The organism is Streptosporangium sp. NPDC049078 (assembly GCF_040648855.1).
Taxonomy (GTDB): domain Bacteria; phylum Actinomycetota; class Actinomycetes; order Streptosporangiales; family Streptosporangiaceae; genus Streptosporangium.
This window is the reverse complement of sequence record NZ_JBEZEL010000001.1, coordinates 545695-571860: the sequence shown is the minus strand read 5'-3', so window position 1 is coordinate 571860 and position 26166 is coordinate 545695. Positions and strand designations below refer to the sequence as shown.

General features: G+C 70.5%; 22 protein-coding genes. 11 read left to right on the top strand and 11 right to left on the bottom strand.

All coding sequences use genetic code 11. The annotated features are described in order from the left end of the window. Window positions 1-51: 51 nt before the first annotated feature. Window positions 52-822, top strand: coding sequence for an alpha/beta fold hydrolase (locus tag AB0B90_RS02385; protein WP_350943218.1), 771 nt, complete (start codon window positions 52-54; stop codon window positions 820-822). 60 nt (window positions 823-882) lie between these two features. On the opposite strand, the gene AB0B90_RS02380 is transcribed toward AB0B90_RS02385, so the two are convergent. After that, window positions 883-1044, bottom strand: coding sequence for a hypothetical protein (locus AB0B90_RS02380; protein ID WP_350943219.1), 162 nt, complete (start codon window positions 1042-1044; stop codon window positions 883-885). A gap of 101 nt (window positions 1045-1145) precedes the next feature. Between AB0B90_RS02380 and AB0B90_RS02375 the strand changes: the two genes are divergently transcribed. Further along, window positions 1146-1676, top strand: a complete 531-nt coding sequence (locus AB0B90_RS02375; protein WP_362920324.1) for a hypothetical protein — start codon at window positions 1146-1148, stop codon at window positions 1674-1676. Window positions 1677-1918: 242 nt separating this feature from the next. On the opposite strand, the gene AB0B90_RS02370 is transcribed toward AB0B90_RS02375, so the two are convergent. Further along, entirely contained in the window at window positions 1919-3064 is a 1146-nt protein-coding gene (locus AB0B90_RS02370; protein ID WP_350943222.1) for an acyl-CoA dehydrogenase family protein, read from the bottom strand. Between the two features lie 261 nt (window positions 3065-3325). On the opposite strand from AB0B90_RS02370, the gene AB0B90_RS02365 reads away from it, so the two are divergent. The 3 genes from AB0B90_RS02365 to AB0B90_RS02355 all read left to right on the top strand — a co-directional run bounded on the left by AB0B90_RS02365 (window position 3326) and on the right by AB0B90_RS02355 (window position 7927). Continuing rightward, on the top strand, window positions 3326-4777 hold the full coding sequence (locus tag AB0B90_RS02365) for a hypothetical protein (RefSeq protein WP_362920322.1): 1452 nt from the start codon (window positions 3326-3328) through the stop codon (window positions 4775-4777). A 12-nt stretch (window positions 4778-4789) separates the two neighbouring features. Next, on the top strand, window positions 4790-5623 hold the full coding sequence (locus tag AB0B90_RS02360) for a class F sortase (protein ID WP_350943226.1): 834 nt from the start codon (window positions 4790-4792) through the stop codon (window positions 5621-5623). A 1077-nt stretch (window positions 5624-6700) separates the two neighbouring features. Beyond that, a complete protein-coding gene (locus AB0B90_RS02355) occupies window positions 6701-7927 on the top strand; it encodes a glycerophosphodiester phosphodiesterase family protein (RefSeq protein ID WP_350943227.1) in 1227 nt (408 codons plus the stop codon). A gap of 150 nt (window positions 7928-8077) precedes the next feature. Here AB0B90_RS02355 and AB0B90_RS02350 read toward each other — a convergent pair whose 3' ends face one another. From AB0B90_RS02350 to AB0B90_RS02325, 6 genes are all read right to left on the bottom strand, one after another. Further along, on the bottom strand, window positions 8078-10183 hold the full coding sequence (locus tag AB0B90_RS02350) for a xanthine dehydrogenase family protein molybdopterin-binding subunit (RefSeq protein ID WP_350943229.1): 2106 nt from the start codon (window positions 10181-10183) through the stop codon (window positions 8078-8080). Beyond that, the gene (locus tag AB0B90_RS02345; protein ID WP_350943231.1) at window positions 10180-11211 is read right to left on the bottom strand and encodes a xanthine dehydrogenase family protein subunit M; all 1032 of its coding nucleotides are present in this window, start codon (window positions 11209-11211) and stop codon (window positions 10180-10182) included. Before AB0B90_RS02345 ends, AB0B90_RS02350 begins: the two co-directional genes overlap by 4 nt. Beyond that, the gene (locus tag AB0B90_RS02340) at window positions 11208-11798 is read right to left on the bottom strand and encodes a 2Fe-2S iron-sulfur cluster-binding protein (RefSeq protein WP_350943232.1); all 591 of its coding nucleotides are present in this window, start codon (window positions 11796-11798) and stop codon (window positions 11208-11210) included. The genes AB0B90_RS02345 and AB0B90_RS02340 overlap by 4 nt, the downstream gene beginning before the upstream one ends. Window positions 11799-11963: 165 nt before the next feature. Further along, a complete protein-coding gene (locus tag AB0B90_RS02335; RefSeq protein ID WP_362920319.1) occupies window positions 11964-13076 on the bottom strand; it encodes an ABC transporter permease in 1113 nt (370 codons plus the stop codon). Then, on the bottom strand, window positions 13073-14620 hold the full coding sequence (locus AB0B90_RS02330; protein WP_362920317.1) for a sugar ABC transporter ATP-binding protein: 1548 nt from the start codon (window positions 14618-14620) through the stop codon (window positions 13073-13075). The genes AB0B90_RS02335 and AB0B90_RS02330 overlap by 4 nt, the downstream gene beginning before the upstream one ends. Continuing rightward, on the bottom strand, window positions 14617-15291 hold the full coding sequence (locus tag AB0B90_RS02325) for a DUF2291 domain-containing protein (protein ID WP_350943236.1): 675 nt from the start codon (window positions 15289-15291) through the stop codon (window positions 14617-14619). Before AB0B90_RS02325 ends, AB0B90_RS02330 begins: the two co-directional genes overlap by 4 nt. 607 nt (window positions 15292-15898) lie before the next feature. Here AB0B90_RS02325 and AB0B90_RS02320 point away from each other — a divergent pair. The 3 genes from AB0B90_RS02320 to AB0B90_RS02310 all read left to right on the top strand — a co-directional run bounded on the left by AB0B90_RS02320 (window position 15899) and on the right by AB0B90_RS02310 (window position 19000). Further along, entirely contained in the window at window positions 15899-16825 is a 927-nt protein-coding gene (locus AB0B90_RS02320; RefSeq protein WP_350943238.1) for a hypothetical protein, read from the top strand. 13 nt (window positions 16826-16838) lie between these two features. Continuing rightward, window positions 16839-17699, top strand: coding sequence for a class F sortase (locus tag AB0B90_RS02315; protein WP_350943239.1), 861 nt, complete (start codon window positions 16839-16841; stop codon window positions 17697-17699). Between the two features lie 155 nt (window positions 17700-17854). After that, window positions 17855-19000 carry an acetyl-CoA C-acetyltransferase gene (locus AB0B90_RS02310; protein ID WP_350943240.1) on the top strand — a complete coding sequence of 382 codons (1146 nt, stop codon included), beginning with the start codon at window positions 17855-17857 and terminating at the stop codon, window positions 18998-19000. A gap of 114 nt (window positions 19001-19114) precedes the next feature. Here AB0B90_RS02310 and AB0B90_RS02305 read toward each other — a convergent pair whose 3' ends face one another. Together AB0B90_RS02305 and AB0B90_RS02300 are read right to left on the bottom strand one after the other, a co-directional pair. Then, window positions 19115-19306 (bottom strand): hypothetical protein, encoded by a 192-nt coding sequence (locus tag AB0B90_RS02305; RefSeq protein ID WP_350943241.1) that lies wholly within the window; start codon window positions 19304-19306, stop codon window positions 19115-19117. Window positions 19307-19573: 267 nt separating this feature from the next. Further along, the gene (locus AB0B90_RS02300; RefSeq protein ID WP_362895954.1) at window positions 19574-20284 is read right to left on the bottom strand and encodes a methyltransferase; all 711 of its coding nucleotides are present in this window, start codon (window positions 20282-20284) and stop codon (window positions 19574-19576) included. 409 nt (window positions 20285-20693) lie between these two features. Between AB0B90_RS02300 and AB0B90_RS02295 the strand changes: the two genes are divergently transcribed. The 3 genes from AB0B90_RS02295 to AB0B90_RS02285 all read left to right on the top strand — a co-directional run bounded on the left by AB0B90_RS02295 (window position 20694) and on the right by AB0B90_RS02285 (window position 24510). Then, window positions 20694-22826, top strand: a complete 2133-nt coding sequence (locus AB0B90_RS02295) for an NB-ARC domain-containing protein (protein ID WP_362920314.1) — start codon at window positions 20694-20696, stop codon at window positions 22824-22826. A 216-nt stretch (window positions 22827-23042) separates the two neighbouring features. Beyond that, window positions 23043-23615 (top strand): sigma-70 family RNA polymerase sigma factor, encoded by a 573-nt coding sequence (locus AB0B90_RS02290; RefSeq protein WP_362920312.1) that lies wholly within the window; start codon window positions 23043-23045, stop codon window positions 23613-23615. Beyond that, complete coding sequence (locus AB0B90_RS02285; protein WP_362920310.1) at window positions 23602-24510, top strand: hypothetical protein; 909 nt, start codon at window positions 23602-23604, stop codon at window positions 24508-24510. The genes AB0B90_RS02290 and AB0B90_RS02285 overlap by 14 nt, the downstream gene beginning before the upstream one ends. Before the next feature lie 184 nt (window positions 24511-24694). On the opposite strand, the gene AB0B90_RS02280 is transcribed toward AB0B90_RS02285, so the two are convergent. Beyond that, window positions 24695-25714, bottom strand: coding sequence for an adenosine deaminase (locus tag AB0B90_RS02280; protein WP_350943246.1), 1020 nt, complete (start codon window positions 25712-25714; stop codon window positions 24695-24697). Between the last annotated feature and the right edge of the window lie 452 nt (window positions 25715-26166).

The following is a 26166-nucleotide window of genomic DNA, read 5'->3' as shown; positions in this document are numbered from 1 at the left end:
CGCAGGCGGCACGACTGGCACCCGTTCCCGATCGATGGTTGACTCGGGGGCATGGAGCTGGCGTTCGAACGGCGCGGGACAGGTCCTCCCCTCGTCCTGCTGCACGGCATCGGGCATCACTGGCAGGCATGGTTGCCGGTGCTCGACAGACTCGCCGCCGAACGTGACGTGATCGCGGTCGACTTTCCCGGTTTCGGCATCTCGCCGCCGCTGCCGCCCGGCACGCCGTACACGGCGGAAAGCCTGGCGGACGCGATCGAGTCCTTCTTCGATGTGCTCGGCCTGCGCGACCCTCATGTGGCGGGTAGTTCCCTGGGGGGTTACGTCGCTCTCGAACTCGCCTCGCGCGGGGTGGTCCGTTCGGCCACCGCGCTCTCTCCGGCCGGATTCTGGAACCGCAGCGAGCTCATGTACGCGCGAGCCGTCCTCCGCGCCGGCCGGGCCTCGGTTCGCCACCTTTCTCCGCAGCGAGCCGCCCTCGTGGAAGATCCGCTGGGACGCCTTCTCTGCGCCGGTGTGCTGGTCGCCCATCCCCGAAGGGTCTCGTCCGAGGCGCTGCTCGCCGGGTTCCAGGCACTGGGGGACGCCTCCGGTTTCGACGAGACCCTCGCCTCGTTCGCGGGGCTGATGCCTCCCGCGCCGCCGAAGGCGCCGGTCACGATCGCCTGGGGCGAGCGCGACCGGCTGCTTCCGCGCCGGCAGGCCATCCGCGCGGCCAGATGGTCGGGGCAGCGGGTGAAGCTGCTCAAGGGGTGCGGACACCTGCCGATGACCGACGACCCCGAGCTGGTCGCGAGCGTGCTGCTGGAGGGCTCCCGGTAGGCGGGGCTTTTTCGCGGATTCACGGCTCGGGAGGGCGTCGTCCGGGGCCGGAGGGAGGGGTCAGCGGACGGTCTGTCCCCAGATGGCGAGCATCGCGATGACGAACACGGCCATGACGCCGATGTACGCGACCGGGCCGAGCCGGAAGGCACGCCGCACCCGGTTCAGGCCCCAGGCGAACAGGAACGCCAGGAAGATCAGCAGAATCAGTCCGCTGTCCATCGTCACCACCTCGGGGGAGTCTCCATTGACCAGTATGCGGCGCCGAAGCCGTCTTCGCGGTTGGTAAACGCAATCCCCGACCCATGGGATCGTTACCTTTCGTGAACAGGACCTCGAAGACAACGTGTGCCCTGCTGGTGGCAGCCCTGGCCGCAGCCCTTTCCGCGTGTTCCGGTGGGAGCGGAGCCTCCGGCGCGCCGGCGACCGCCACCGTTACCGTGACCGCCTCGGTCACTCCGTCTCCCGTGGCCTCCGCCACGCTCTCCCCTTCCCTCACGCCGACCCCGGCCGCCTCCGCGTCGACGGAGCCCGACGATCCCGTCGCGGCGTCGCCGTCCGTGAGCGTTCCCGGGAGCCGGGACGTCGACGCCACGATAAGAGGGAAGATCGCCCTGCGCGGGGTGGACGGGATCACCGTGACCGCGGAGAGCGACCGGGAGGTGAAGGCCCTCCTGCTGCCGTTCACGGTCGTGCGCGACGCGCGGGGGCTGGTCTGCAGGGAGGGGCAGGCCCCGTACAGCTGCTCGATGGAGCAGTTGCAGGCGGCGATCAAGAAGAGGGGCGCGCTGTTCGCCAAGGTGACGATCAAGGACGGGGTGGCCACCCAGGTCGAGGACATCACCGAGGGGTGAGGGGCCCGGCCGGTCACGGGGAGCCGCCGCCCCACGAGGGCGTGGACGGCGGCTCTTCGCGGGACGTTCCGGGGTTCTCAGGAGCCGGGTGTCCTTGAGCGGGAGTGGCCCGTGAGCGGCAAGAGCCGGTCCTGGAGCGTCTTCCCGCGTCGGGCCTCACCTCTTCCCGCGTCGGGCCTCACCTTCATGGCCGAAGCGAGGGGTCCGCGCCCGGCGCCTCCGGCCGGGCTCCGAGGCCGGTCTCAGAAGCCGAAGGAGCGACCGATGATCTCCTTCATGATCTCGGTGGTGCCGCCGTAGATGGTCTGGACGCGGCTGTCCATCCAGGCCTTGGCGACGGGGTACTCCATCATGTAGCCGTAGCCGCCGTGCAGCTGGAGGCAGCGGTCGATGACCTTGGTCTGCAGCTCCGTGGTCCACCACTTCGCCTTGGCGGCGTCCACGGCGGTGAGTTCCCCCGCGTTGAGGGCGAGGATGCACCTGTCCACATAGAGGCGGGCGATGTCCACCTCGGTGTCCAGCTCGGCCAGCACGAAACGGGTGTTCTGGAAGCCGCCGATGCTCCGGCCGAAGGCCGTCCGGTTCTTGCAGTACTCGATCGTCGTCCGCAGGACCGTCTCCGCCGCCGCCACCGCCATCACCGCGATCGAGAGGCGTTCCTGCGGCAGGTTGGCCATGAGCTGGAAGAAGCCCTGCCCTTCCTGCGGGCCCAGCAGGTTGGCCGCGGGGACCCGGACGTTGTCGAAGAACAGCTCCGCCGTGTCCTGGGCGTGCATGCCGATCTTCTCCAGGTTGCGGCCCCTGCTGAAGCCCTCCATGCCCCGCTCGACGACGAGCAGGGAGATGCCCCGCGCGCCCGCGTCCGGGTCGGTCTTCGCCACGACGACGACCAGGTCCGAGTTGATGCCGTTGGTGATGAAGGTCTTCTGGCCGTTGACCACGTAGTGGTCGCCGTCGCGTACGGCGGTCGTCCTGATGCCCTGCAGGTCGCTGCCCGCGCCGGGCTCGCTCATCGCGACCGCCGTGATCAGCTCGCCGGAGGCGAACCCGGGCAGCCAGCGGGCCTTCTGCTCGTCGTTGGTGAGGTCCACGAAGTACGGGGCCATCACGTCGTTGTGCAGCGAGTAGCCCAGGCCGGTCGCGCCGATCGCCATCACCTCCTCGACGATCACGGCGTTGTAGCGGAAGTCCGTGATTCCCGCACCGCCGTACTCCTCGGGCACCCCGAAGCCGAACATCCCGATCTCTCCGGCCCTCTTCCACACCTCGCGCGGGACGATGCCGTCCTTCTCCCACTGATCGTGGTGGGGCGCGACCTCGCGGGCCAGGAACTCGCGCACGGTCTCTCGGAAGAGCCGGTGCTCCTCCTCGAAGAGGTCTCGCTGCATGGTGTGCCTCCTTGGGACTCGTGACGACTCGCGACGGCTCGTGATACAGAATACAATTCTGTTACTAGCAGGTACAGCCGATATCGCGCTGTTAGCGTGGCTTGCTGTGGTATGTAGAGGTATATCCAGATCACAAGTACGCCACGGTCTTCGAATCCACCCACGATCTCGCTGCGCCGAAGATGGTTCAAACCGTACGATCTACCCTCGGTGTGCTATGGGTATGCCTGTTGACGGCAGCCTTCGTGATCGGAGTATGTGGTGGTTCGGTGGCGATCTGGGCTCCGTAGGTCCCTCGCGGTTTCGGCCCTGTGCCTTTTCGGTGGCGCGCTCGTCGCACTGCCCTCCGGCGCCTCCGGTGCGTCCGGCAGCGGCATCGCCGAACTCGTGGTCGACTACAGCTGCACCGGGGGGATCGCCCTGGGAGGCAGCACGGTGAACCTCCGGACCAAGGTGTCGATTCCCACGACGCTCACCGTCGGGGAGCCGCTCAACATCGGCTGGGACCTCAACTACAAGAACGGCGACCCGGCCAGGTTCGGCTCGCCGGACTACTTCGGTCCCGGAGGCAAGGTCCTGGTCACCGGGAACGTGCAGATGTCCGGGAGCTGGATCGGCGTCCTGCAGCCGAAGGGTGTCGTCGACCAGCCGGGCAAGCTGCAGCCGGGCAGCATCCTGAAACTCCCCGAGGGGATCTCCGACGCCGCCCACACCGACCAGCCGGGCACGCTCAAGGTCTCTCCCCGGAAGCTGTTCGTGGACTTCATGCCCCCGGCCGGCGAGGTCATGGTCAACAACGACGACCCCCGGGTGAAGTATCACGCGGCGGCCGACTGGTACGAGCTGAACGACGAGGCGCTCAGCATCGGCGACTACGGCCGAGACCTGCACCGCACCGACAAGGTGAACTCCTTCGCCACCTTCACGTTCACCGGTACCGGGATCGAGTACGTCGCCCGGCGCAGCATCGAGGCGGGGCAGGTCGGCTTCAAGATCGACGGCCAGGACGCCACGCCGGCCTCCATCGACGCCTCGAAGGACGCCAACGGCACGCCGACGAACGCCGCGCACCGGGGCGGGCTCACGCTGTGGAGGTTCAACGGCCTCAAGTACGGCGAGCACACCCTCCAGGTCACGAACCTGGAGGACGGGAAGTTCGCGCAGGTCGACGCCTTCCGGGTGATCACGAGGGAGTTGCAGAACCCGCCGGCCGACTACCGGGCCACGTGCACGCTCGTCAGCGCGCCGGTCTCGGTGGACGTCACGATCTCCGAGCGGGGCGTGTCCCCCTCGCCCAGCGTGACGGGCTCCCCGGACCCCAGCGTCACCCCCAGCACTACGCCCACGGGCAGCCCCACGGCCACCCCGACGAGCACCCCGACGGGCACGCCCACCCCCACCCCGACGAACACTCAGACCGGGGCCGGCAACCAGACGCCCGGGCCGAACAGCACCACCAGGAGCACCACCACCTCCACGCCCAAGCCGACCCTCACCGTGACCGCCACCGTCACCCCCACCAGGGCCACCCCCACCGCGCCGCAGGTGATCATCACGCCCAGCGGCGGGGCGCAGACGGGTGAGGCTCCCGAGGGTGGCTCCGGGCTGGGGCTGCTCAGCGCGGGAACGGCGATGGTGACGGGAAGCGCGCTGGGCGGTGTGGCCTTGATGAGGCGGCGGGCGGCACACGCGCGCGGCCAGAGGGACAGCTGAAGGAGACGCCGGATGTATCAAGGACCTGGTCAGGGCGGTCCCGACCCCTATCACGGCACCGGCCCCGCTCCCAAGCCCAAGGGGAGCATGCTGATGGCCGGGCTCCTCGTGGCGGGATCGCTCGGCGGGGTGGCCGCGATCATGGCGGGGCTGCTCGCCTACCTGCCCCCCGCGGTGGAGGACGCGCCGTACGGGCCGCCCGTGCCGCAGGCGGCGGACAGCAACATCCAGATCCAGGAGGTCCCGGCCGCCGGCCAGCAGCCGGTGGGAGTGGTGCCCTCCTCGGTGGGACCGGGCGGGCTGGACGCCCCGCTCACGGCCGCCGCGCCCACGGCGGCGCCGCCACTGCCGGTGACCATGCCTCCGGAGCCGCTGAAGAGCGACGGCGTGCAGCCCCGGCGGATCGCCATCCCGAAGATCGGCGTGCTCGCCCCGCTGATGGCGCTCGGCGTCGACTCCAAACGGGAGATCCAGACACCTCCGCTGAGCAGGCCCAACCAGGCGGGCTGGTACAAGCACGGCCCGATCCCCGGGCAGCAGGGGCCCTCGGTGGTCCTCGGGCACGTGAACACCAAGAAGGGCGCCGCCGTCTTCAGCCGGTTGAAGGAGATCAGCCGAGGGGACAAGATCAAGGTCTCCCGGTCCGACGGAAGTCTCGCGGAGTTCACGGTCGACGGTGTGGAACAGGTCAGCAAGACGGCCTTCCCGTCCAAGCGGGTCTACGGCAACACCGGTGAGGCGACGCTGCGGCTGATCACCTGCGGCGGTGTCTACAACCGTGCGACCGGCCACTACACCGACAACATCATCGTCTACGCGACCCTGTCGAAGACCCGGCGCGCCTGAGTCCACCGTGTCCGGCCCGCGGTCCGGGTGCGGTGTTTCCCCGGTCGGGTGCGATACGCCGCGAATCCGCGGGTCGCGACGTTCTCGCCGCTCGTTAGCCTCCCCGCCGATCCGGGTAGGAAGTTCTTCGATAAAAGGCATCCCCCCGAATGATCAGAAGGCGGGGGTGTGTCCAGGTGAGCATCGTGCGGGCCGGGGTCGTAGCCGTACTCATAGGGGTGGCCGCTCTTGGCGCGGTACAACACCCGAAGGGGCACGATCGACACACGGGGTGGGGCGGCAAACGTTTCGCGCATTCGACGCCGAAGCACGCCGGGGGCTGGACGACCAAGAACTGGGGCAACGGCGGGCGGACGGCCGAACGTTCGAGGACGACCGTCGAACGCAAGGGAAACTGGGGATTCGGGCGGCCGGGACACTCCGGCGGCGGACGGCACAGGGCGTGGGAGACAGGGCGGCGATATCCGGGGTGGAAACACCAGGGTGATCGCGGTTTCTGGCGTCGGGGCCCGGAGGGCGAACGCGGCGAGGGGCGAGGGTTCGGGAGTCGCGGCGTCCGGGACTCCCCGCGGTCGGACCCGGGCGCCGAGGGCGGTGACGACCGGGACCGTGAGCGACCGGGGGCGTGGGAGTCTCGGCGTCGAGGTCCGCGGGCCGGGTGGCGAGAGGGCCATGGGGCCGGACGGCAGGGGGCGGGTGCCTGGCGGCACAGGGGCCGGGAGCCGGGACGACCGGTGTGGGCCGGGGACGGCGTGAGGCGGCATCGGCACAGGGACGGGTATCGGCAGGGGCGGTGGGACGGGTCACGGGGCGAGTGGTGATCCGAGGTCGGGGCCCGGAAGTCCGATCCGTCGACCGGCCCACGTTTCTCTTCGCCGAAGAGTGAGTGATCAGTCGCTCACTCTTTTTTTGTGGACAGCAATATCGGGATATATGTGGTGAAATGTCGCATGAAGTGGTCATGTGCTGTTATCTCGGCTAGAAATCACTTCTGATCGTTAATTGCATCTCCAGTCCGGGTATAGCCGCTTATGCGGATGTGTCCCCCTGCTGAACCGGAGCGGGGGGTGTACGCGGGTGAACAAGGCGCGGGCCGGTGTGCTGGCCGTATTCATAGGGATGACCGTGATCGGAGCCCTTCACCACGTCGATTCGACGGGCAGGCGGTCCGTGAGCCCCGCGGCCTGGCGATCCGGTGACTCGGTGGCCGACCGGCCCGCGAACTCCGAGAGTTCCGCGGACGGGAGTTCCGCGAACGGACGGTTCGCGACCTCTCCGGCGAACCCGGAGGCACGGCATTTCGGCCGTCACGAAGTCGCGCCGATCATCATCGCGCATCGCGGCGCCAGTGCCTTCCGGCCCGAGCACACGCTTCTCGCCTACGCGGTCGCCATCTCGATGGGCGCCGACTACATCGAGCCGGACCTCGTCTCGACCAAGGACCACGTGCTGGTCGCCCGGCATGAGAACGAGCTCTCGGCGACCACCGACATCGCCGGACATCCCGAGTTCGCCGACCGCAGGACCTCCAAGGTCATCAACGGCATCCGGCACACGGGCTGGTTCACCGAGGACTTCACCTTGGAGGAGTTGCGTACCCTCCGTGCCAGGGAGCGCTTCGCCACGGAGCGGCGGGAGAACACCGCGTACGACGGGATGGAGCGCATCCCGACGCTCGACGAGGTGGTCCAGCTGGCGCGCAAACACGGGGTGGGTGTCTACGCGGAGACCAAGTTCCCCACCTACTTCGCCTCGATCGGGCTGCCCCTGGAGGAGCCTCTCCTGGAGACCTTCGCGCGCTACGGATGGGACGACGAGCGGGACCCGGTGTTCATCCAGTCCTTCGAGGCGGGGAATCTCAGGCGGCTGCGTTCCCTCACCCGGCTGCGGCTCATCCAGTTCGTCGGCGCGACCGGCGCCCCGTACGACCTCGCGAGCGCGGGTGACCCGCTCACCTACGACGACATGGTCACCCCGGCGGGACTGCGGGAGGTCGCCAAGTACGCCGACGGCATCGGTCTGGTCACCAAGCGGATCGGTTCCGCGGGTCTCAGCGGGAGATCGGTGTCACCCGCCACGCTCGTCGGGAACGCCCAGCGGGAAGGGCTCCTCGTCCACGCCACGACGGTTCGCAGGTTCGCGCGGCTTCGGGCGGATCTCGGGAGCGGCGCCTCCGGCGGGCGCGCCGCCGAAGGGGTGAAAAGGTGGCTGCAGCGCCTGTACCGGCTCAACGTGGACGGAGTCATCGCCGACGACCCCGGGCTGGCACGCGCCATACGGGACCAGCTGCGCGGCGGAGGCTGACGCGCGGCCGGCCGGGTGCCGGGGCCGGCGTACCGGTCGGATGACGCGGTGCCGCCGGTATCCGGCGGGGGCCCGCACGCGACAGGTCGGGTGCCGCGTGGTGTCGCCGGGTGCCGACGCGCGGGTCGGGTCGCCCGCTGCGGTCTTCCGTCAGCCGGTGCGCATGGCCGTCCGTACCCGGTCAAGAGTGATCGGCAGGTCGCGCTGCCGGAAGCCGGTCGCGTGGAAGACGGCGTTCGCGATCGCCGCGGCGGTGCCGACGATCCCCAGCTCGCCGATTCCCTTCACACCGACCGGGTTGAGCTCGTCGTCCTGCTCGTCGATCCAGTGGGCCTCGATCCCGCGGACGTCGGCGTTCGCCGCGATGTGGTACCCGGCCAGGTCGTGGTTGACGAAGTCACCGAACCGGGGGTCCATTCGCAGGGCCTCGTGCAGGGCCATGGAGATCCCCATCGTCATGGCGCCCAGGAACTGTGAGCGCGCCGTCCTGGCGTTCACGATCCGGCCGGCCGCGAAGACTCCCAGCAGCCGCTCGACACGGACCTGTCCGCTGTCGACGTTCACGCTGACCTCGGCGAACTGTGCCCCGAACGAGTGGCGTGAGAGGCGCTTGGCGGCGGCGAGATCCTCGGTGGTGTCCGCTCGCACCTCCAGTCCCTCGGGAGGGAGGACGCCGGACCGCTCGTCGAGTTCCTTCACCAGCGCACGGCACGCCTTGCTCACCGCCCAGCTCCACGAGGAGGTGCCCATGGAGCCCCCGGCGACCGGCGCGGGACCGAAGACGCTGCGGCCCACCCGCACCGTGACCAGGTCCATCGGCACGCCGAGTTCGTCGGCGGCCACCTGGGTCAGCGCGGTGCGGGCACCGGTGCCGATGTCGGCCGCGGCGATCTCGATCACGAACCTGCCGGTGGGCTGGGCGTAGGCGGTCGCGGTGGAGGCCATGGTGAAGACGGGGTAGGTCGACGACGCGACGCCGGTGCCGAGGAGCCGGTCGCCTTTCTCACGGACGCCGGGCGTGGGGTCGCGCCCGGCCCAGCCGAAGCGCGCCGCACCCTCACGCAGGCAGGCGACCAGGTTGCGGCTGCTGAACGGGAGTCCCGACTCGGGGTCGGCCGAAGGCTCGTTGACGATCCGCAGTTGGACGGGGTCCATCCCGAGTGCGTACGCCAGCTCGTCCATCGCCGACTCCAGGGCGAACATCCCCGGCGCCTCACCGGGGGCACGCATCCACGAGGGGGTCGGCACGTCCAGCCGCAGCAGCCGGTGAGCGGTGTGGCTGCTGGGCGCCGCGTACATCACGCGGCTGGCCGCGACCGTCTGCTCGGTGTACTCGACGAGCTTCGAACTCTGCTGGAGCGCTTCGTGCCACACCGCGGTCAGCCTGCCGTCCCGCTCGGCTCCCAGGCGTACCCGCTGCACGGTGGGCGTCCGGTAGCTGACGAGCGCGAACATCTGCTGCCGGGTCATCGCCACCTTGACCGGTCGTCCCACGGCGCGCGCGGCCAGCGCCGCCAGCACGGTCGGCGGGCGGGTCGCCGCCTTCGACCCGAAACCGCCGCCGATGTGGTCGGCGACGACGCTCACCGCGCTCTCGGGAAGACCGAACAGCCGGGCGATCGTGGTCGCCGACTTCCACGGTGCCTGGTCGGCGTTGTAGAGCGTGAGGGTCTCGCCCTCCCAGAACGCGATCGTGGCGTGCGGCTCGATCGGACTGGCGTGCTCGGTCGGGGTCGTGTAGACGGCGTCCACGCGGACCGGCGCCGACGCGAGGGCGCTCTCGGCGTCACCCCGGTCGACCGTCCCCGCGAGGCCCGCGTTGACCGTCTCAGGAGAGAAGATGCGCGGGTCGCCGGGATCCAGTTCGACGTCGTACTCCTCGTCCTCCTCGTAGTCCACGCGCACCGCCGACGCCGCCTCGCGGGCGCCCTCCAGGGTGGTCGCGACCACGGCGGCGACGATCTGTCCCCGGTAGGCGACGTCGGCCGACTGCAGAACGGCCAGCTCGGCGTCCTGCGCGGGACGCAGCCGAAAGACGTTGCCACTGTCCAGTACGGCGATCACCCCGGGCAGGGCGAGCGCTGCGGCGCCGTCGACGGAGCGCACCCGCCCTCGGACGATCGTGGACTGCACCGGCCAGACGTAGACGGCGTTCGGTACGGGGTACTCGTACGCGTAACGGGCCGCGCCGGTGACCTTGTCGCGTCCCTCGATCCTGGCCGGTGCCCCGCCCACCACCTTGTCGAGAGTGGTCATCCCCGCTCCTCCCGTGTGAGGCTCCCCGCGGACCCCGCCGGTCTCGTGAGATCGCGCACGCTCGCCGCGATCAGGTCGCCGGCGAGGTCGATCTTGAACTCGTTCCCGGGGAGGGGACTCGCCGCCGCGAACTCCGCCTCCGCCGCGGCGAGCAGCAGTGCCCTGGTCGGCCGGTGGCCGGTCAGCATCCCCTCGGCCTCCCTGGCCCGCCACGGCACGGGGGCCACCCCGCCCAGCGCGAGCCGGATCTCCCGCAGTGACCCGCCGGCCTCCGTCGCGACCACCGCCGCGATCGAGACCACCGCGAACGCGTAGGACCAGCGGTCGCGGACCTTGCGGTACAGCATGACCGCGCCGTCCGGGGGCGGCGGCAACTCGACCCCGGTGATCAGGTCGCCGGGGCCGAGCACGGTCTCCCGGTCGGGGGTGTCGCCGGGCAGCAGGTAGAAGCGGGAGAGCGGCACCGCCCGCTCCTCGCCCCCCGCGAGTCTGATGTGCACCACGGCGTCGAGGGCGGCCATCGCCACCGCCATGTCGGAGGGGTGGGTGGCCACGCACGCGACGGAGGTGCCGATCACCCCCAGGTCGCGGTGGTCGGTATCGCCGATCGCCGAACAGCCGGTGTCCCGTTCGCGCTTGTTGCACGGCTTGGTGATGTCCTGGAAGTACGGGCAGCGCGTGCGTTGCAGCAGGTTACCGCCGGTGGTGGCCATCGACCGCAGCTGCCCCGAGGCCCCGGCCAGCACCGCCTGGGAGACGGCGGGGAAACGTTCCCTGATGCCCCGGTCACCGGACAGATCGCTGTTGCGCACCATCGCCCCGATGAGCACACTCCCGTCGGCCCGGTGCTCGATCCGGTCGTACGGCAGCCGCGTGACGTCCACCAGCGTCGCGGGCCTCGCCACGCCGAGCTTCATCAGGTCCACGAGGTTGGTGCCGCCGGCGAGGAACATCGCGTCGGTGCCGTCCAGGAGGGCGGTGACGGCGGCGTCGGGGTCGGTGACGCGCTCGTAGGTGAAGGGTCTCATCGCGTGCCCTCGGGGTTCCGCCCGGTGAGAACCGGCTCCCGGTTCTCACCGCCGGCCACGTCGAGGACGGCTTCGACGATCCCGGCGTACGCTCCGCAGCGGCAGAGGTTGCCGCTCATCCGCTCGCGGACCTCCTCGGCGTCCAGGTCGCGGCCGGAGGCGACACCGGCGGCGACGTCCTCGGTGACATGGCTCGGCCAGCCCTGTTCCGCCTCGCCGAGCGCGCCGATGGCGGAGCAGATCTGGCCCGGTGTGCAGTAGCCGCACTGGAAACCGTCCTGGTCGAGGAACGCCTGCTGTACGGGGTGCAGATCACTCCCGGGGGCGAGGGCGGCCACCCCCTCGATGGTGACGATCTCCTGCCCGGCGACCGCGACGGCGAGCGTGAGGCAACTGTTCACCCGGCGGCCGTCCAGCAGGACCGTGCATGCCCCGCACTGCCCGTGGTCGCACCCCTTCTTCGTCCCGGTCAGTCCGAGACGCTCCCGTAGCGCGTCCAGGAGGGTCACCCGGTTGTCCAGGAAGACGGGGTGGTCGGCACCGTTGATACGCAGCGTGATATCGCTGCCGAACGCTTCGACTGCCATGCGTTTATCCTGTCAATTCCCTGATGAGGGGCGGATTTCCTGCCAATCTGAAATTCTCAAAGAAGCGGCAATCCTGTCGGTTCGAGAATCACCGGGGAGCCAAAGAGGGGCCAAGATCGGCGCCGATCCCGTTCGGGCCCCCCGAGATCGGGTGACGTCGGCGGATCAGCCCGCTCGTCTGTCGGCGGCCATCGCCGACACGGTGGCCTCGCGCCGCCGGATCCGCTGTTGCCCCCGGTCCAGGATCACGGCGAGAACGAGCACGACCCCCTTCACGATGATCTGCCAGAACGTCGACACGCCCACGAGCACCATGCCGTCGGAGAGGAGACCGATGGCGAGGGCTCCGATGAGGGTGCCTCGCACCGTGCCGCGCCCGCCGCTCAGCGCGGCGCCGCCGAGGATCACCGCGGTGATCGCGTTGAGCTCGTACATCTCACCGGCGAGCGGTGACGCCGAGGTGAGCTCCGAGGCGATGATCAGGCCCGCGAGCGCGGCGCAGGCGCCGGAGATCACGTACACGGCTGTCTTGACGTACCTGATCGGGACCCCGGAGAGCTCCGCGGCACGCTCGTTGCCGCCCGTGGCGTACAGCCATCGCCCGAACGGCGTCCTGCCGAGCACGAGCGTGACGGCGACGGCGAGGAAGATCATGATCCACAGGCCCGTCGGGAGGCCGAGCGCGCGCCCGTTGCCGAGAACGTGGAAACCGGTGTTGCCGAGCCCGGGGTCGCCGCCCAGATCGGGGTAGGTCGAGCCGTTGGAGATCAGCAGCGCGATTCCCCGCGCCACGTACAGCATGCCGAACGTCGCGATGAACGGCGCCACGTCGAAGCGGGTGATGACGATGCCGTTCACCAGGCCGACGAGCATGCCGACCATGACGCAGAGCACGATCACCCCCCAGACGGGCGGGTAGGCGACCACGTCGGCGAACCCGAGACCGAGCCCTCCGAGCAACTCGCCGGCGACGACCCCGGAGAGCCCGGCGATCGAGCCCACCGACAGGTCGATGCCGCCCTTGACGACGACGAGCAGCATGCCGAGCGCGATGATCGCGGTGATCGCGACGTGCTTGGTCATCGTGACGAGGTTCGGCACCGTGAGGAAGGAGTCGGACAGCAGGCCGAAGACCGCCACCACGGCCGCGAGGGCGATGAACGCCCGTAACTCGAACAGGTTGTTCACCAGCGACAAGCGGCGTGCCTCGGCCGTGACCGCCTCGGGCGGGGGGTGGTCCGCGGACGTCGACGGGGGAGACGTTTCCCGAGACGTCACTCCGCCGTCTCCTCGCCCGTGCCGACGGTGGTGCCGTCCGCCACCCTTATCAGCTCCTCTCTGGCCGTCTCGCCGCGCCGGAACTCACCGGCGAGGACGCCGCGGGCGAGCACCAGCAACCGGTCGGGGACGCGCAGGGCCTCCTCGGCGTCCGACGTGCTGAAGACGACGGCCAGGCCGCGCTCCGCGTGTGCCGCGAGGAGTTCGAAGATCTCCGCCCTGGCGTCGGTGCCGACGCCGCGCGAGGGCTCGTCCAGCAGGAGCACCCGAGGGGCGGTCAGCAGAGCCCTGCCGATGATCACCTTCTGCTGGTCACCACCGCTCAGGGACGCGACGGACGCCCCCGTGTCCTCCCGCCCGACGTCGATGTCGGTGATCATCCGGTCGACGACCTCCCGTTCGCGGGCACGGGAGAAGAACAACCGGTGGACGAACGTGCCCAGCCGGGCCAGGGAGAGGTTCTCCCCGACCGACATCGTCGGGACGAGGCCGTCGCGCCACCGGTTCTCGGGGACCAGGGCCACGCCCCGGGCGATGCGGTCGCGGATCCCCGCGTGTTCCAGCGGGACGCCACAGAGCAGGATCTCGCCCGACTGCGAGGGGATCAGGCCGGCGAGCGCCTCCAGCAACTCGGTGCGGCCGGAGCCCGTCAGGCCGTAGATCCCCACGATCTCGCCCTCCCTGACGGTGAGGGAGAGGTCGTCGATCGCGAGACGGCCGGGATTGACCGGGTCGGCCACCACGAGGCCGCGCAGGCTCAGCACCTCCTGCCCGCTGACCGGCGCGTGGTATGGGAAAAGGTCGTCCCGGTCGCGGTCGGTCATGCGCTCCAGGAGCCACCGGACGGAGACGCTCTCGGCGTCCGCCGTGGCGACGAGCCGCCCGTCACGCAGGACGACGACGTCGTCGGCGATCCGCAGCGCCTCCTCCAGGTGCGAGGAGACGTAGACGACCGCCACCCCGTTCGCGGTCAGCTCCTTGATGACCCGGAACAGGACCTCGATCTCAGGGGCGGTGAGGGCCGAGGTGGGCTCGTCCATGATCAGCACTCGGGCCTCCTGGAGGAGTGCCCGCGCGATCTCGACGATCTGCTGCTCGCCCGGCATCAGGTCGCCGACGGGCAGGTCGGGGTCCGGATACTCCTTCAGACTGTGCAGGATCGCCGTGGTGGTGGCCCGCTGGGACGAGCGGTCGATCACCCACGCCCCTCCGCAGATCTCCCTGGCCAGGAAGAGGTTGTCCTGGATGCTCAGGTTGGGGCAGAGGCTGAGTCCCTGGTGGACGATCGAGACGCCCTGGTCGGCCGCGTCACGGGACGACGCGAACCTGACGGGCTCGCCGTCGAGCTCGACATGGCCGGAGGTGGGGTGCTCACTCCCGGACAGGATCCTCATCAGGGTCGACTTGCCGGCCCCGTTCTCGCCGAACAGCGCGGTCACCCGGCCGGCGGCGACGTCGAAGTCGACTCCCCTGAGCGCGGGCGTGTCCCCGTAGAGCTTGGTGACGTCGCGGGCGCTCAGGACGGTGGCGGCGGAGATCTTCACGAGACCTCCTTGATCGAGACCGGGGTGATGGTCACGACGGAGGGGGTGAGGAAGCTGAAGGCCCCGACGAAGGAGATCTTCCTGCCCTTCAGCCGCGGCGCGTCCAGGTGCCTGAGCAGCTTCTCCCGCACCTGGTCGTTCAGCGCGGTGGCGGCGTCGGCGTACTCCACCTGGCTGAGGAACTGCCCGAAGGTGATGAATCCGACCGCGTCCCGCAGCGCCGTGCCATTGATGACCGGACCGACCTGTAGCGACACCCGGGTGTCCGAGGGCAGCCCCGGCACGGTCACGGGCATCAGCCCGGACCTCACCGCCCCGGCCGTGCCGGTGCCCTTGACCGCGAAGGTGTAGGGGCCGTCGCCCTGCCGGACGCCGTACAGCCTCCCCGCCCCCTCCGCGTCGGTGGTCATGGCCTTCACCAGTACGGGCAGTTCGACGGCCTTCCTCCTGATCGCGGGTACGACCATGGCCTCGTAGGTCCGTGCTCCGTACGCGGCCGAGTCGAACGGGCCGGGACCCGAGGCCGCGACCGACTCCACCGAGCGGTATCGCGTGCTGAACCCGACGGCGACCAGGACGGCCACCGCGAGGGCGACGGCGACCCATCTCGTCGGGATCCGCCGACGGGAGACCTGCCCGCGACGCGCCCGCGGTGCGACCGGGGTGCTCATCTCAATCCTTCCGGTGGGGAGAAGAACTCGGGGAGAACACTGACCCGTCCGCTCCTCTCCGAACGGGAGCCGGTCGATTCGCCGGAGGTCGTTCCAGCCCGCCGCCGCGCGGTGCGCGGATGGTGGGGCCGATGATCATTGTGTCCGAATCGATGAAATATTTCCGCACTCCAGGAGGGGGTTACGGGCGTCCGAATTGGATCTCCCGCAGATTCCAGCCTGCCCGATGACGCTCCACAGATGGTGATCTTCAGGCCGGATATCACCAGTCTTGACCTGGTCTTTTCTGTATATCCAGGCGCTGATTGCCGATGCCGGGCCGCCGTCCCGCCGGATGGCCGGGCGCGAGGCGGGTGCCTCGGTCGGACGCGGGGAGGCGTCTTCGCCCCTGTCCGGCATCTGATAGGTGCCCGTCCGGTCCCCCGTTGGGCGCTTTACCCATGTACGGTGTCGTTTGCTGTGGGATAGATGGGAATTTGTGTCCGTTTAGCCGACTTGCTCGCGTGTCCCGGTCTCTGTTCGTAGGATCTATGCCGAACCTTGACCGCAATCTGTAAGCCTTGGGCGGCCGGTGCGCCGACCGATCGATCTGGAACGGGGAGAAACCGTGCTGAAGTCCAGGACGCGGCTGCGTGTCGCGGCCAAGACAGCCGTGATCGCTACGGTGGGCGCGGGCGTCTTCGGTGCGTTCCCCGCACTCGCCTCCATGTACGCCGCTCCCAAACCGGTCGCCTACACCTGCACGCTCGCCGGCGCGGTGTCGCCGTCGGCGACGTACACGTTCCAGATGGATCTGACCGGTCCGACGTCGGCGGTGACGAACGCCCCCCTCGTGGCGACCTGGAAGATCGGTCAGCCGGCCGCCCCTCCCACCCTTCCCGCCCTCACCCCGTCCGCGCCCGCCCCGGTGGGTGCGAGCCTCGTCGCCGACGCCGAGGTGCAGATCAATGCGACTCCCGGCGGAGTTCTGGCGAGCCCCAGCGAACTCCGCCAGATCCTGGTCACCGCCGCTCCCCCCGTCGCGGGGCAGGCGGTCACCGCGCCCCCCGTCCTCGTCACGGTGACCCCCCTCGCGACGGGTGTCGTCGCCTTCGAGCCCGGCGCGTTCACCCTGCTCCTCAAGACCGGCGCCGGGACGGCCGCCGCGGACGAGGCCGAACTGCTCGACTGCACCCTTCCCGACCCCGCCCAGGCGACCGCCGCCGCGCTGCGGGTGACCGTGGGAACGGGCACTCCCAGCCCTTCGGCCAGCCCTTCGGCGAGTCCGTCGGCGACCCCCTCGCCGTCGGCGACCCCGTCGGCCACCCCGACGACCCCCAGGCCGACGCTCACCGTCACCCGGACCCAGACCGCCGAGCCGTCCCGCGATCCCAACGAACAGATCGACGAGACCCCCAAGGGGGCCGCCTCCACCGGCGGCGGCGGCGACGCCGGCCCCGACGCTCGGATGATCATGTTCAGCGGTGCGCTGATGGTGGCGCTCGCCGGGATCGGCGGGCTCGTGCTGCGCCGTCGCACCGTCGGTCGCGGCTGATCGGGGTGGCCGGATGACCACCCCACCTCCGGGCGGCTGGCCGCCCTCCGGGCAGCACTCCCAGGGCCCGGTTCCCCACTACCGGCCGGTTCCTCCCGTCCAGCCGCCGTACCCGCAGCCCGGCCCCCCTCCGTACGGCTCGCCGTACGAGGGATGGCCGCCCGGACAGGAGCCTCTCGCCGGCGGGCGGATGATGCGGTCGGTGCTCATCCTCGCCGGGATCGCCGGGGTGGTCACGGTGCTGGTGGGCCTGCTCTACATGCTGGCCGCGCCCGAGGAGTACGGCCTGGCCGACCAGCGCACCACGCTGCCGCCCCGCGACCTGGCCGCGGCGCCGGCGAACCCCTACTTCCAGGCGGCACCGACCGTGCCGCCGCCCCTGCCCAGCCTGCCCGCGGCCCCGGCCATGCAGCCCTCGTCCCCGGTGCGCCTCGTCATCCCGCGGCTCGGGGTGAACGCGCCGGTGAAGTCCGTCGGGCTCGACAAGGCGGGCGCCATCGAGGTGCCACCGGTCGGCGATCCGAACCTGGTCGGCTGGTACCGCTCGGGCCCCACCCCCGGTGAGGCGGGTCCCGCGGTGATGCTCGGGCACAAGGACACGCGCGCGGGAAGCGCGGTTTTCAGCCGCCTCGACGAGATCCGCAACGGCGACGTCATCGAGGTGCACCGCAAGGACGGGATCATCGCCGTCTACACCGTGGGCGGGCTGGAACAGGCGGAGAAGTCGGTGTTCCCGACGGAGCGGGTGTACGGCCGGTCGTCGACCCCCCAGCTGCACGTGATCACGTGCGGCGGCACCTACAACCGTGCGACCGGTCACTACACCGACAACGTCATCGCCTACGCGACCATGACGAGCAGCAGGAGAGCCTGAACGGCCCCCTGCCCATGTGCCGAAAGGTGCGATCGGCCTCGCCGTCGCGCGGGCGGTTCCCGTTCAGGGCACGGACGAAGGTTCTGTTGTAACCTCCTATCAACCGAATGTTGCTCGGTTTCGTAGGCGGCTCGGGTTCGCGAGCAGGAGGCACTGTGGCAGAGGCGTACATCGTCGGGGCGGTCCGCACCCCCGTCGGCAAGAAGAAGGGCGGTCTGTCCACCGTCCATCCCACCGATCTGGCCGCGCACACCCTCGGCGCGCTCATCGAGCGTACGGGCGTCGACCCGTCCGCGGTCGAAGACGTGATCATGGGCTGTGTCATGCAGTTCGGCCCGCAGAGCATGGACATCGCGCGTAACGCGTGGCTGTCGGCGGGCCTCCCGGAGAACGTCGCCGGTGTGACCATCGACCGGCAGTGCGGCTCCTCCCAGCAGTCGATCCACTTCGCGGCACAGGGCGTGCTCTCCGGCACCCAGGACCTCGTCGTGGCGGCCGGGGTGGAATCCATGAGCATCGTCCCCATGGGGTCGAGCATCACCGCCGCGCTGGAGAAGGGCATGCCCTTCCCCTTCGGGGACAAGTGGGTGGAGCGCTACGGCAAGCAGGAGATCTCCCAGTTCCGCGGCGCGGAACTCATGTGCCAGAAATGGGGCCTCAAGCGCGAGGAGCTGGAGCGGTTCGCGTACGAGAGCCACCAGCGGGCCTCGAAGGCCGTCGCGAACGGTCATTTCAAGGACCAGATCGCCCCGATCAACGGTGTCGAGGACGACGAGGGCCCGCGCCCGGACACCACGCTGGAGAAGATGGCGTCGCTGAAGACGCTGAAGGAGGACGGCGTGATCACGGCCGCCACCTCCTCGCAGATCTCCGACGGCTCGGGAGCGCTCCTGATCGCCTCCGAGCAGGCCGTCCGCGACCACGGCCTCACCCCCAGGGCGCGCATCGTCACCCTCGCGCTCACCGGCGACGACCCGGTCTACATGCTGACCGCGCCGATCCCCGCGACGCGGAAGGCGCTGAAGAAGGCCGGCCTGTCCATCGAGGACATCGACGTCACCGAGATCAACGAGGCGTTCGCCCCCGTCCCGCTGGCGTGGATCAACGACCTGGGCGCCGACCCGGCCAAGGTGAACCCGAACGGCGGCGCCATCGCCCTGGGCCACCCGCTGGGCGGCACCGGCGCGATCCTGATGACCAAGCTCCTGCACGAACTGGAGCGGACCGGCGGCCGGTACGGGCTGCAGACGATGTGCGAGGGCGGCGGCCAGGCCAACGTCACGATCATCGAGCGTCTGTGACGACCTGATTCACCGAAAGGGCGTCCGTGGGGCGCCCATGAGATCCGGGAAAAGCCCCGGTCCCGGGAGGGAGACCTCCCGGGACCGGGGCTTTTCCCGAAAAGGACCCGCGGGTCAGCGGCCACCCTTGCCCGGGATCCGGCGCGGCTGCCGGGTCGGCCTCGTCGGCATCGGAGGCATCGGCATGTGCCGCGGAGCCGCGGGCACGACGTGCTCGGGGAGCGGGGTGCGCGGCTTGGGGGTTTTGGCGGTCCTGGACTTCCCGCCACGCTTCTGGGCGGACTTGTGGGCGGGATGAATTCGCATATGAGGACTCCTCGAAGAATGTGACGACGCGGCGCGATCCCGGGTCGGACAACTCAGCTGCCACGTCGGACGAACGGGGCCGGAAGGCTGAGTGCGGGCGGATCAGCGAAGGCTGATCGACGCCGGCTCTTAGGAGTTGATCCACATGCGGACGAACATACGGTGCTGTCGCCGAGGCGTGCAACCCGTTAAAAACCGCGTGCGGTGCCGCCCCGGAAATCCGGGAGCGGCACCGCACGGGATGACGTGGGCTGTTCGAGCAGGGGGTTACTTGGGAACGCGGGCGACGCAGAAGACGGTCTGCCCGAACGGCGGGCGGACGAAGCGCTCGATGAAGCGGGTGAGGGGCACCACGGTACGGTCGTAGATCTTGACCAGGCGGGGGTCGGGGTAACCGACGCCGCCGCGGCGGACGGCGGCCCACCAGGCGATGCCGCCCAGGAAGTTGATCGGCTTGAGCACGTCGATGTCCAGGCCCGCCTTGGAGACCGTGCTGCGCAGGGTGGCGGGGGTGTAGCGGGTGACGTGGCCGACCTTGCGGTCGAAGTCTCCGTACAGCTGCATGTAGCCGGGCACCCAGATCACGATCCGGCCGCCGGGGAGGGTGACCTTGGCGAGCGAGCGCAGGGCCTCGACGTCGTCCTCGATGTGCTCCAGGACGTTCATCATCACGACGGTGTCGACCTTCTCACCGATCGGGATCTCGGTCGGCAGGCCGAACTGGAGCACGTCGATGTCGTCGCGGCCCTCGAAACGCTTCCGCAGCTGCTCCACGCAGTATGGGTCGAAATCGCTGACCACCAGCCGGTCGAGGCGGGGCAGGAAGGACTCGGCGAAGTGGCCAAGCCCGGAGCCGATCTCCAGCATGGACCGGCCCACGTGCGGGGCGACCATGTCGAGCTCGTACTGCCGGTAGTTCTTGGCCTCGTCCCCACCCAGGTGGTTCTCCAGGGCCTCGTCACCGGCCGCGGGTTGCACTACGCGGTCATACCCAGACATGCGGTTCCGTCCAGCTCGCTTACGGAAAGGCCGGGGCGAGGCCACGGCCAGGGACAGCCAGAGTCTAGTGGCGCTTCCCCCGCGGCGACCCCTTAAACGCCTCACGGCCGGCGTCGCGGCCCCGTGACGAGCGATCTTTCGCGACGAGGATCGGCACCGCCGGCGGAGGACGGCGGGCCCGGCCTCACCTCGATTACCGGCTCCGCCGAATCAGCCATAAAGCACCAGCATTTCCGCGCTTCACGTCGAACGGGGGAAGTTCGACCTCGACCCGGCGGTGAGATTTGCACCGCAGGACAAAGAAACCCTCCTGGGAAATGGGCGGCCGACCCGTTCGTGATGTGGAAACGGTGCGATTCCCGGTGAGTGGAGAAAGGAGCGCGAATCAATGGAACAGACCCGGTGGTGGCGCGGGAACCTGCCCGCGGAGACGAACGACCTCATCGGCAGGGAAGGCGAGGTGCGGCGGCTGCTGAAACTCCTGGCCGACACTCCGCTGGTCACGGTCACCGGTGTCGGCGGCATCGGCAAGTCACGAATCGCGGTCAGGGCCGCGCGGGAGCGGGAGGAACACCACCCGGACGGCACCTGGCTGGTGGAGCTCTCCGGCGAGCGCGACGGCGATCTGCTCGCCCACACGGTCGCGGCGGTCCTGGGCCTTCCCGAGCGGTCCGCGCGGTCACAGGCCGAGACGCTCGTCGAGTTCCTCGCCGGCAGGAGACTCCTGCTGATCCTCGACGCCTGCGAGCATCTCCTGCCCGCCTGCCGCGCCCTCGTGAGGGAGATCCTGGCGGGGGCGCCCGGCGTACGGATCGTCACCACCTCTCGTCGGCCTCTCGGGCTTCCCCAGGAGGCGCTGCTCCCCGTCGGGCCCTTCGAGGCACCCGCCCCGGGGCCTCCCGTCCGATGGCCGGAGGGCGCCGTCCCGGAAGGCGCCCTCTTGGAAGGCGCGGGGGCGGACGACGCGTTGCGGCTCTTTCTCGACCGGGCCAGGAGCGTGGTTCCCGGCCTGGAGACGACCGAGGCCGGTGTGGCGGCCGCGGCCAGGATCTGCCGGCGGCTGGACGGCGTACCGCTCGCCGTCGAGCTGGCCGCCGGAGGGCTGGGATCCCTGCCGGTGGAGCGGCTCGCCGATCACCTGGAGGACCACTTCGAGATCCCCCACGGCAGGACACCGGCCCCCCGCCACCGAATCGTGCGCGCGGCGATCAGCTGGAGCCACGAGCTTTGCGACCCGCGGGAACGCCTGCTCTGGGCGCGGCTCTCGGTCTTCGCGGGAGACTTCGACGTGGCCGCCGCCGAGTGGGTGTGCGGCGACGACCCGCTGAGCGGCGTACCGGACCTGCTGGAGAGCCTGGAGCGGAGGTTCCTCCTGGTCCCCGTGCCCGGAGGCTACCGGCAGCCCTCCACGGTGCGGGAGTACGGCAGGGAACGGCTCGCCCTGCTCGGTGAGGAGGCCCGGCTGACGCGGCGGCACCGCTACCACTACCTCGATCTGGCGCGCAGGGCCGAGGCCGACTGGTACGGCCCCGGGCAGGAGGAGTGGGCGGCGAGGCTCGCCTTCTCCATGACCGACCTCCGCCTCGCCCTCGACCCCGCCTCCCCGACCTCCGTCGAACTCGCGGGAACGCTCTGGATCCTCTGGTTCTGCCTGGGACGGCTGAACGAGGGCCGCCACCACATGGCGAGGGCGATCGAGGCGGCCCCCGTCACCGATCCCGGGCTGCCCAGGCTCCTGTGGGCCGACGGCTGCGTGGCCATCGCCCAGGGCGAGCCGGAGGTGGGCCGTCGTCGTGCGGAGGCGGCGCTGTCGGCGGCCCTCGACTGGGGCGACTACGCGGCGGCCGGGCACGCTCAGCTCAGGCTGGCCAGCAGCTCCCTGTGCGCCGGCGCCCTGGAGGACGTCGAGCCCCGCGTCGAGCTCGTCCGCGAGTACTTCCGCCGTGCCGAGGCCGCCACCGTGAGCGAACCCCTCGCCCTGGTGACCGCGGCGACGGCGGTCACCTGGCGTGGAGAGTTCGCCAGGGCCGTCTCCGTGCTCAAGGAGGCGCAGCGGCTCTGCGACGCGCGCGGCGAGCGCTGGGCCCGCGCCTGTGGCGACTACGTCCTGTCCATCGCGCAGCTGGGTCTTGGACGGGTGGACGAGGCCGCGGAGGCCGCCCGGCAGTCGCTCGACGTCAAGTGGCGCCTGCGCGACGCCACCGGCGTGGCGCTCGCGGTCGACCAGCTCGCGGTGATCGCCGCGGTCGAGGGCGACGGCCGGCGTACGGCGAGGCTCCAGGGAGCGGGGGTACGGCTGTGGGCCACCTTCGGGCTCCAGGGTTTCGGCTCCGAGGGCATGTCCGAGCCGAGGACCGTCGCCGAGCGGACGGCCAGGCAACTGCTCGGAGACGAGACCTACGACGCGGTCTTCGCCGAGGGTTACCAGGCCGACCCGGAGGAGGCCGTCGCCTATGCCCTCCACAGAGACGAGGCCGTCGTCCATGCCCTGCACGGCAAGGTCCTCCGAGAGCTCCTCTGAAAGGCCCGCTGAAAGGTCCTGCGAGAGGCCCTCGCCCCGGTGCCTTCCGCCGCTGTCGGCCACCGTGCCCTCCGGATGTCCTCCGAATCCGAAGAGGCCACTCTCGGCCCCGTCCTCCGAATCCAAAGGGAGCACCCCGGCGGACGGGATCACGGTCTCGCCCACGAGCGCGAGGCTTCACGAGGAGAAGGGGCTTTCGCGAAGGGCTCGGATGCGGTGGAATCTCTCCCAACATTCGCGAAGGAGCCCCCGACGGACGACGATGAGGCGATCACCCGATCGCTCGCCGGTGACCTGGACGCCTACGAGGTGCTGGTCGCCCGTTACAGCGTGCTCGCGCACCGCACCGCGGCCATGCTCGGCGCCGCCGACGAGGCCGAGGACGTGGTCCAGGAGGCGTTCGTCAAGGCGTACCGTCATCTCGCCTCCTTTCGCAGGGACGCGCACTTCCGCCCCTGGCTGCTGCGGATCGTGGCCAACGAGACGCACAACCTGACCCGCTCCCGTGGACGCCGCGACAGGCTGACCGTGCGGCTCACCGAGGTCGTTCCCCCGCCGGGCGAGGGACCCGAGGAGGCGGCGGTCGCGACCGACCTGAGGGCGCGGCTCCTCGACGCGGTGCGTACGCTGCCCGAACGGGAACGCGAGACTGTGGTCTGCCGGTACTTCCTACAGCTGTCGGAGGCCGAGACCGCCCAGGTGCTCGATCTTCCCGTCGGTACCGTCAAGTCGCGGACCTCCCGCGGCCTGGCCCGTCTGCGTGAGGAGGTGGCCCGTGACCTCACCTGACGACCTCGAAGCCCGGCTCCTCGCCCTCGGGGAGTCCATCGACGTCCCCTCCCCGCCCCCGGACGACGTCGCGCGGGCCGTACGAGCCCGGCTCCGATCACAACTCGCCCCCGCCGCGTCGGCGCCGGACTCCGGGACGCCCGATCCCGAGGCGCCCGCCGCTCCTGGAAGCCCTGTTCCCGAGAGTCCCGTTCCCGAGGCACCCGCCGTCCCCGGAAGCCCTGCTCCCGAGACGCGGACCCCCGAGGCGCCCGCCGTTCCCGGAGGTCCCCGCGTGCTCAGGCGCGCGTGGGAGGCGCTGCGAGACGGCGGGCGGGTACGGCGGCGGGCGGTGGTCGCCGCCGTCGCGATCCTCACGGCCCTCCTCCTGGGGGCGACACCCGCTGGAAGGGCCGCGGTCGCGGAGATCCTGCGCTTCGCGGGGGTCGAGCTCAGGATCGGCGGCCCCGGGCCGCTGCCGTCCGGGGTGCCCCAGCCGCTGCCCGGTGAGCGCCGGGTCACCCTGGAACAGGCGAGGGAGCAGGTGGCGTTCCCCGTCTCCGTCCCGGCCGCGCTCGGCGATCCCGCCGAGGTGAGGGTGAGCGACGGAGGCCGGGTGGTGTCGCTGTTCTGGCCCGGCGTCAGGCTGGACGAGTACGACGGCAGCCTCCACCTCGTCTTCAGAAAGGAACTGGGCCCGCCCTGGCCGGAGGACGCAGGTGTGGGTGCGGTGAAGGCACAGTGGATCCCGGCCCACCACGGCCTGACCTACCTGCCCAGGAGCGGAGGGAGGGCCGAGGTCCGTCCCCGTCCGGCGGGCCCCACCCTCATCTGGCAGCGAGGGCGGGTCGGCCTGCGCCTGGAGGGCGTCGGGGAGCTCGGCCGCGCGCAGGAGATCGCCCGCTCGGTCCGCTGACGCCTTCTCGGGGGTGTGCCGGTGGCCGACGGGGTGCGTGGTACGTCGGGAGTCCACCCGTTCGGCTCGTTGACGTCGGCCGGGCGGGTGCTCGCCCGCTCGATTCTCCGGCGGCGGCGGGGTGTGTCCGAGCGGGAGGCTCTCCGGCGTCGGCCGGATGCGTCGGAGGGGGAGGCGCGTCCGTTCAGCCCGATGACGCCAGCCAGTCGTCGATCCCCTGGAGGAGCTTCTTGCGCACGTCGTCCGGGGCCGCCGAAGCCCGCACCGACTGGCGGGCCAGCTCGGCCAGCTCCGGGTCGGAGAAGCCGTACACCTGCCTGGCGAGCTCGTACTGGGGCAGCAGCCTGGCACCGAACAGCAGCGGGTCGTCGGCGCCCAGCGCGATCGGCACCCCCGCCTCGAACAGGCGCCGCAGCGGTACGTCCTCGGCGCGCTCGGCCACCCCGAGGCCGACGTTGGACGTCGGGCAGACCTCGCACGTGATCCCCCGGGCCGCGAGGCGCTCCATGAGCCTCGGCGACTCGGCCGCCCGCACCCCGTGCCCGACCCGGTCGGCGTCCAGCACGTCGACGCACTCGGCCACGCTGGCCGCGCCCAGCAGTTCCCCGCCGTGCGGTACGGCGAGCAGTCCGGCGCGCTTGGCCAGCCGGAAGGCTCCGTCGAAGTCGCGGGCCCGGCCGCGTCGCTCGTCGTTGGAGAGCCCGAACCCGACCACGCCCTCGTCCATGTGGTGCGTGGCGAGGCGGGCGAGGGTCTTGGCGTCGAGAGGGTGGCGGGTACGGTTCGCCGCCACCACGACGGCGATCCCTATCCCCGCGTGGTCCGCCGCCCTGCGGGTCGCGTCGAGCATCAGCTCCATCGCCGAGGTGAGACCGCCGAACTTCGACGCGTACCCCGACGGGTCGATCTGGATCTCCAGCCAGCCCGATCCCTCGGCGGCCTCGTCCTCGGCGGCCTCGCGCAGCAGCCGGTAGACGTCGCTCTCCCGCTGCAGCACCGAGCGCGCGATGTCGTACAGCCGCTGGAAGCGGAACCAGCCTCGCTCGTCGGTCGCGCGCAGCCGGGGCGGCCAGTCCTCCTCGAGCGCGTCGGGAAGGTGTAACCCGTGCTCGCGGGCGAGCTCGACGAGGGTCGAGTGCCGCATGGAGCCGGTGAAGTGCAGGTGCAGGTGCGCCTTGGGCAGTTCGCTGAGGGGACGTGGCATTTCAATATGGTGCCGTACCTTCGGGGGCGCCGATCGACGACCCCGATGTTTTTGGCGCGATCTGAAGGTCCGTTCACGTCCCGGGGAGGGGGAAGATCGCCGCGCGGAGGCCCGGGGGAGGGCGGTGAGCTCGACGCGGGCGGCGGGCCGGGTACGCTCACGCTCGTGTGGACGGAGCACGGGAGCCTCGCCGTCGAGATCGTCATGGGCACCGCGCGTGCGGGCAGGCCCGCTGAACAGGGCCGGAACCCCGCTCGCCTTTCCCGACATTTCCCGCGACTTTTCCCGATTGGTTATTTATAGGGTTTTATGTGTTATTTCGGGCAGGCGTTGCGGGGGCACGGCACACCCGCCCATATCCCATCCCCCGTTATATCGAGGAAATTTAGGAAACGGGCTTTCAGCGGACCATGTCGCCGTGCGACCGTGGAGGCACACATTGTCAGGACGCT

What these genes read in the sequence shown, in the direction of transcription:
- AB0B90_RS02325 (WP_350943236.1), bottom strand. Translation starts at nt 15,291, where the DNA reads ATGAGCACCCCGGTCGCACCGCGGGCGCGTCGCGGGCAGGTCTCCCGT.
- AB0B90_RS02280 (WP_350943246.1), bottom strand. Translation starts at nt 25,714, where the DNA reads ATGCCACGTCCCCTCAGCGAACTGCCCAAGGCGCACCTGCACCTGCAC.
- AB0B90_RS02360 (WP_350943226.1), top strand. Translation starts at nt 4,790, where the DNA reads ATGTATCAAGGACCTGGTCAGGGCGGTCCCGACCCCTATCACGGCACC.
- AB0B90_RS02305 (WP_350943241.1), bottom strand. Translation starts at nt 19,306, where the DNA reads ATGCGAATTCATCCCGCCCACAAGTCCGCCCAGAAGCGTGGCGGGAAG.
- AB0B90_RS02370 (WP_350943222.1), bottom strand. Translation starts at nt 3,064, where the DNA reads ATGCAGCGAGACCTCTTCGAGGAGGAGCACCGGCTCTTCCGAGAGACC.
- AB0B90_RS02340 (WP_350943232.1), bottom strand. Translation starts at nt 11,798, where the DNA reads ATGGCAGTCGAAGCGTTCGGCAGCGATATCACGCTGCGTATCAACGGT.
- AB0B90_RS02380 (WP_350943219.1), bottom strand. Translation starts at nt 1,044, where the DNA reads ATGGACAGCGGACTGATTCTGCTGATCTTCCTGGCGTTCCTGTTCGCC.
- AB0B90_RS02315 (WP_350943239.1), top strand. Translation starts at nt 16,839, where the DNA reads ATGACCACCCCACCTCCGGGCGGCTGGCCGCCCTCCGGGCAGCACTCC.
- AB0B90_RS02350 (WP_350943229.1), bottom strand. Translation starts at nt 10,183, where the DNA reads ATGACCACTCTCGACAAGGTGGTGGGCGGGGCACCGGCCAGGATCGAG.
- AB0B90_RS02345 (WP_350943231.1), bottom strand. Translation starts at nt 11,211, where the DNA reads ATGAGACCCTTCACCTACGAGCGCGTCACCGACCCCGACGCCGCCGTC.
- AB0B90_RS02295 (WP_362920314.1), top strand. Translation starts at nt 20,694, where the DNA reads ATGGAACAGACCCGGTGGTGGCGCGGGAACCTGCCCGCGGAGACGAAC.
- AB0B90_RS02385 (WP_350943218.1), top strand. Translation starts at nt 52, where the DNA reads ATGGAGCTGGCGTTCGAACGGCGCGGGACAGGTCCTCCCCTCGTCCTG.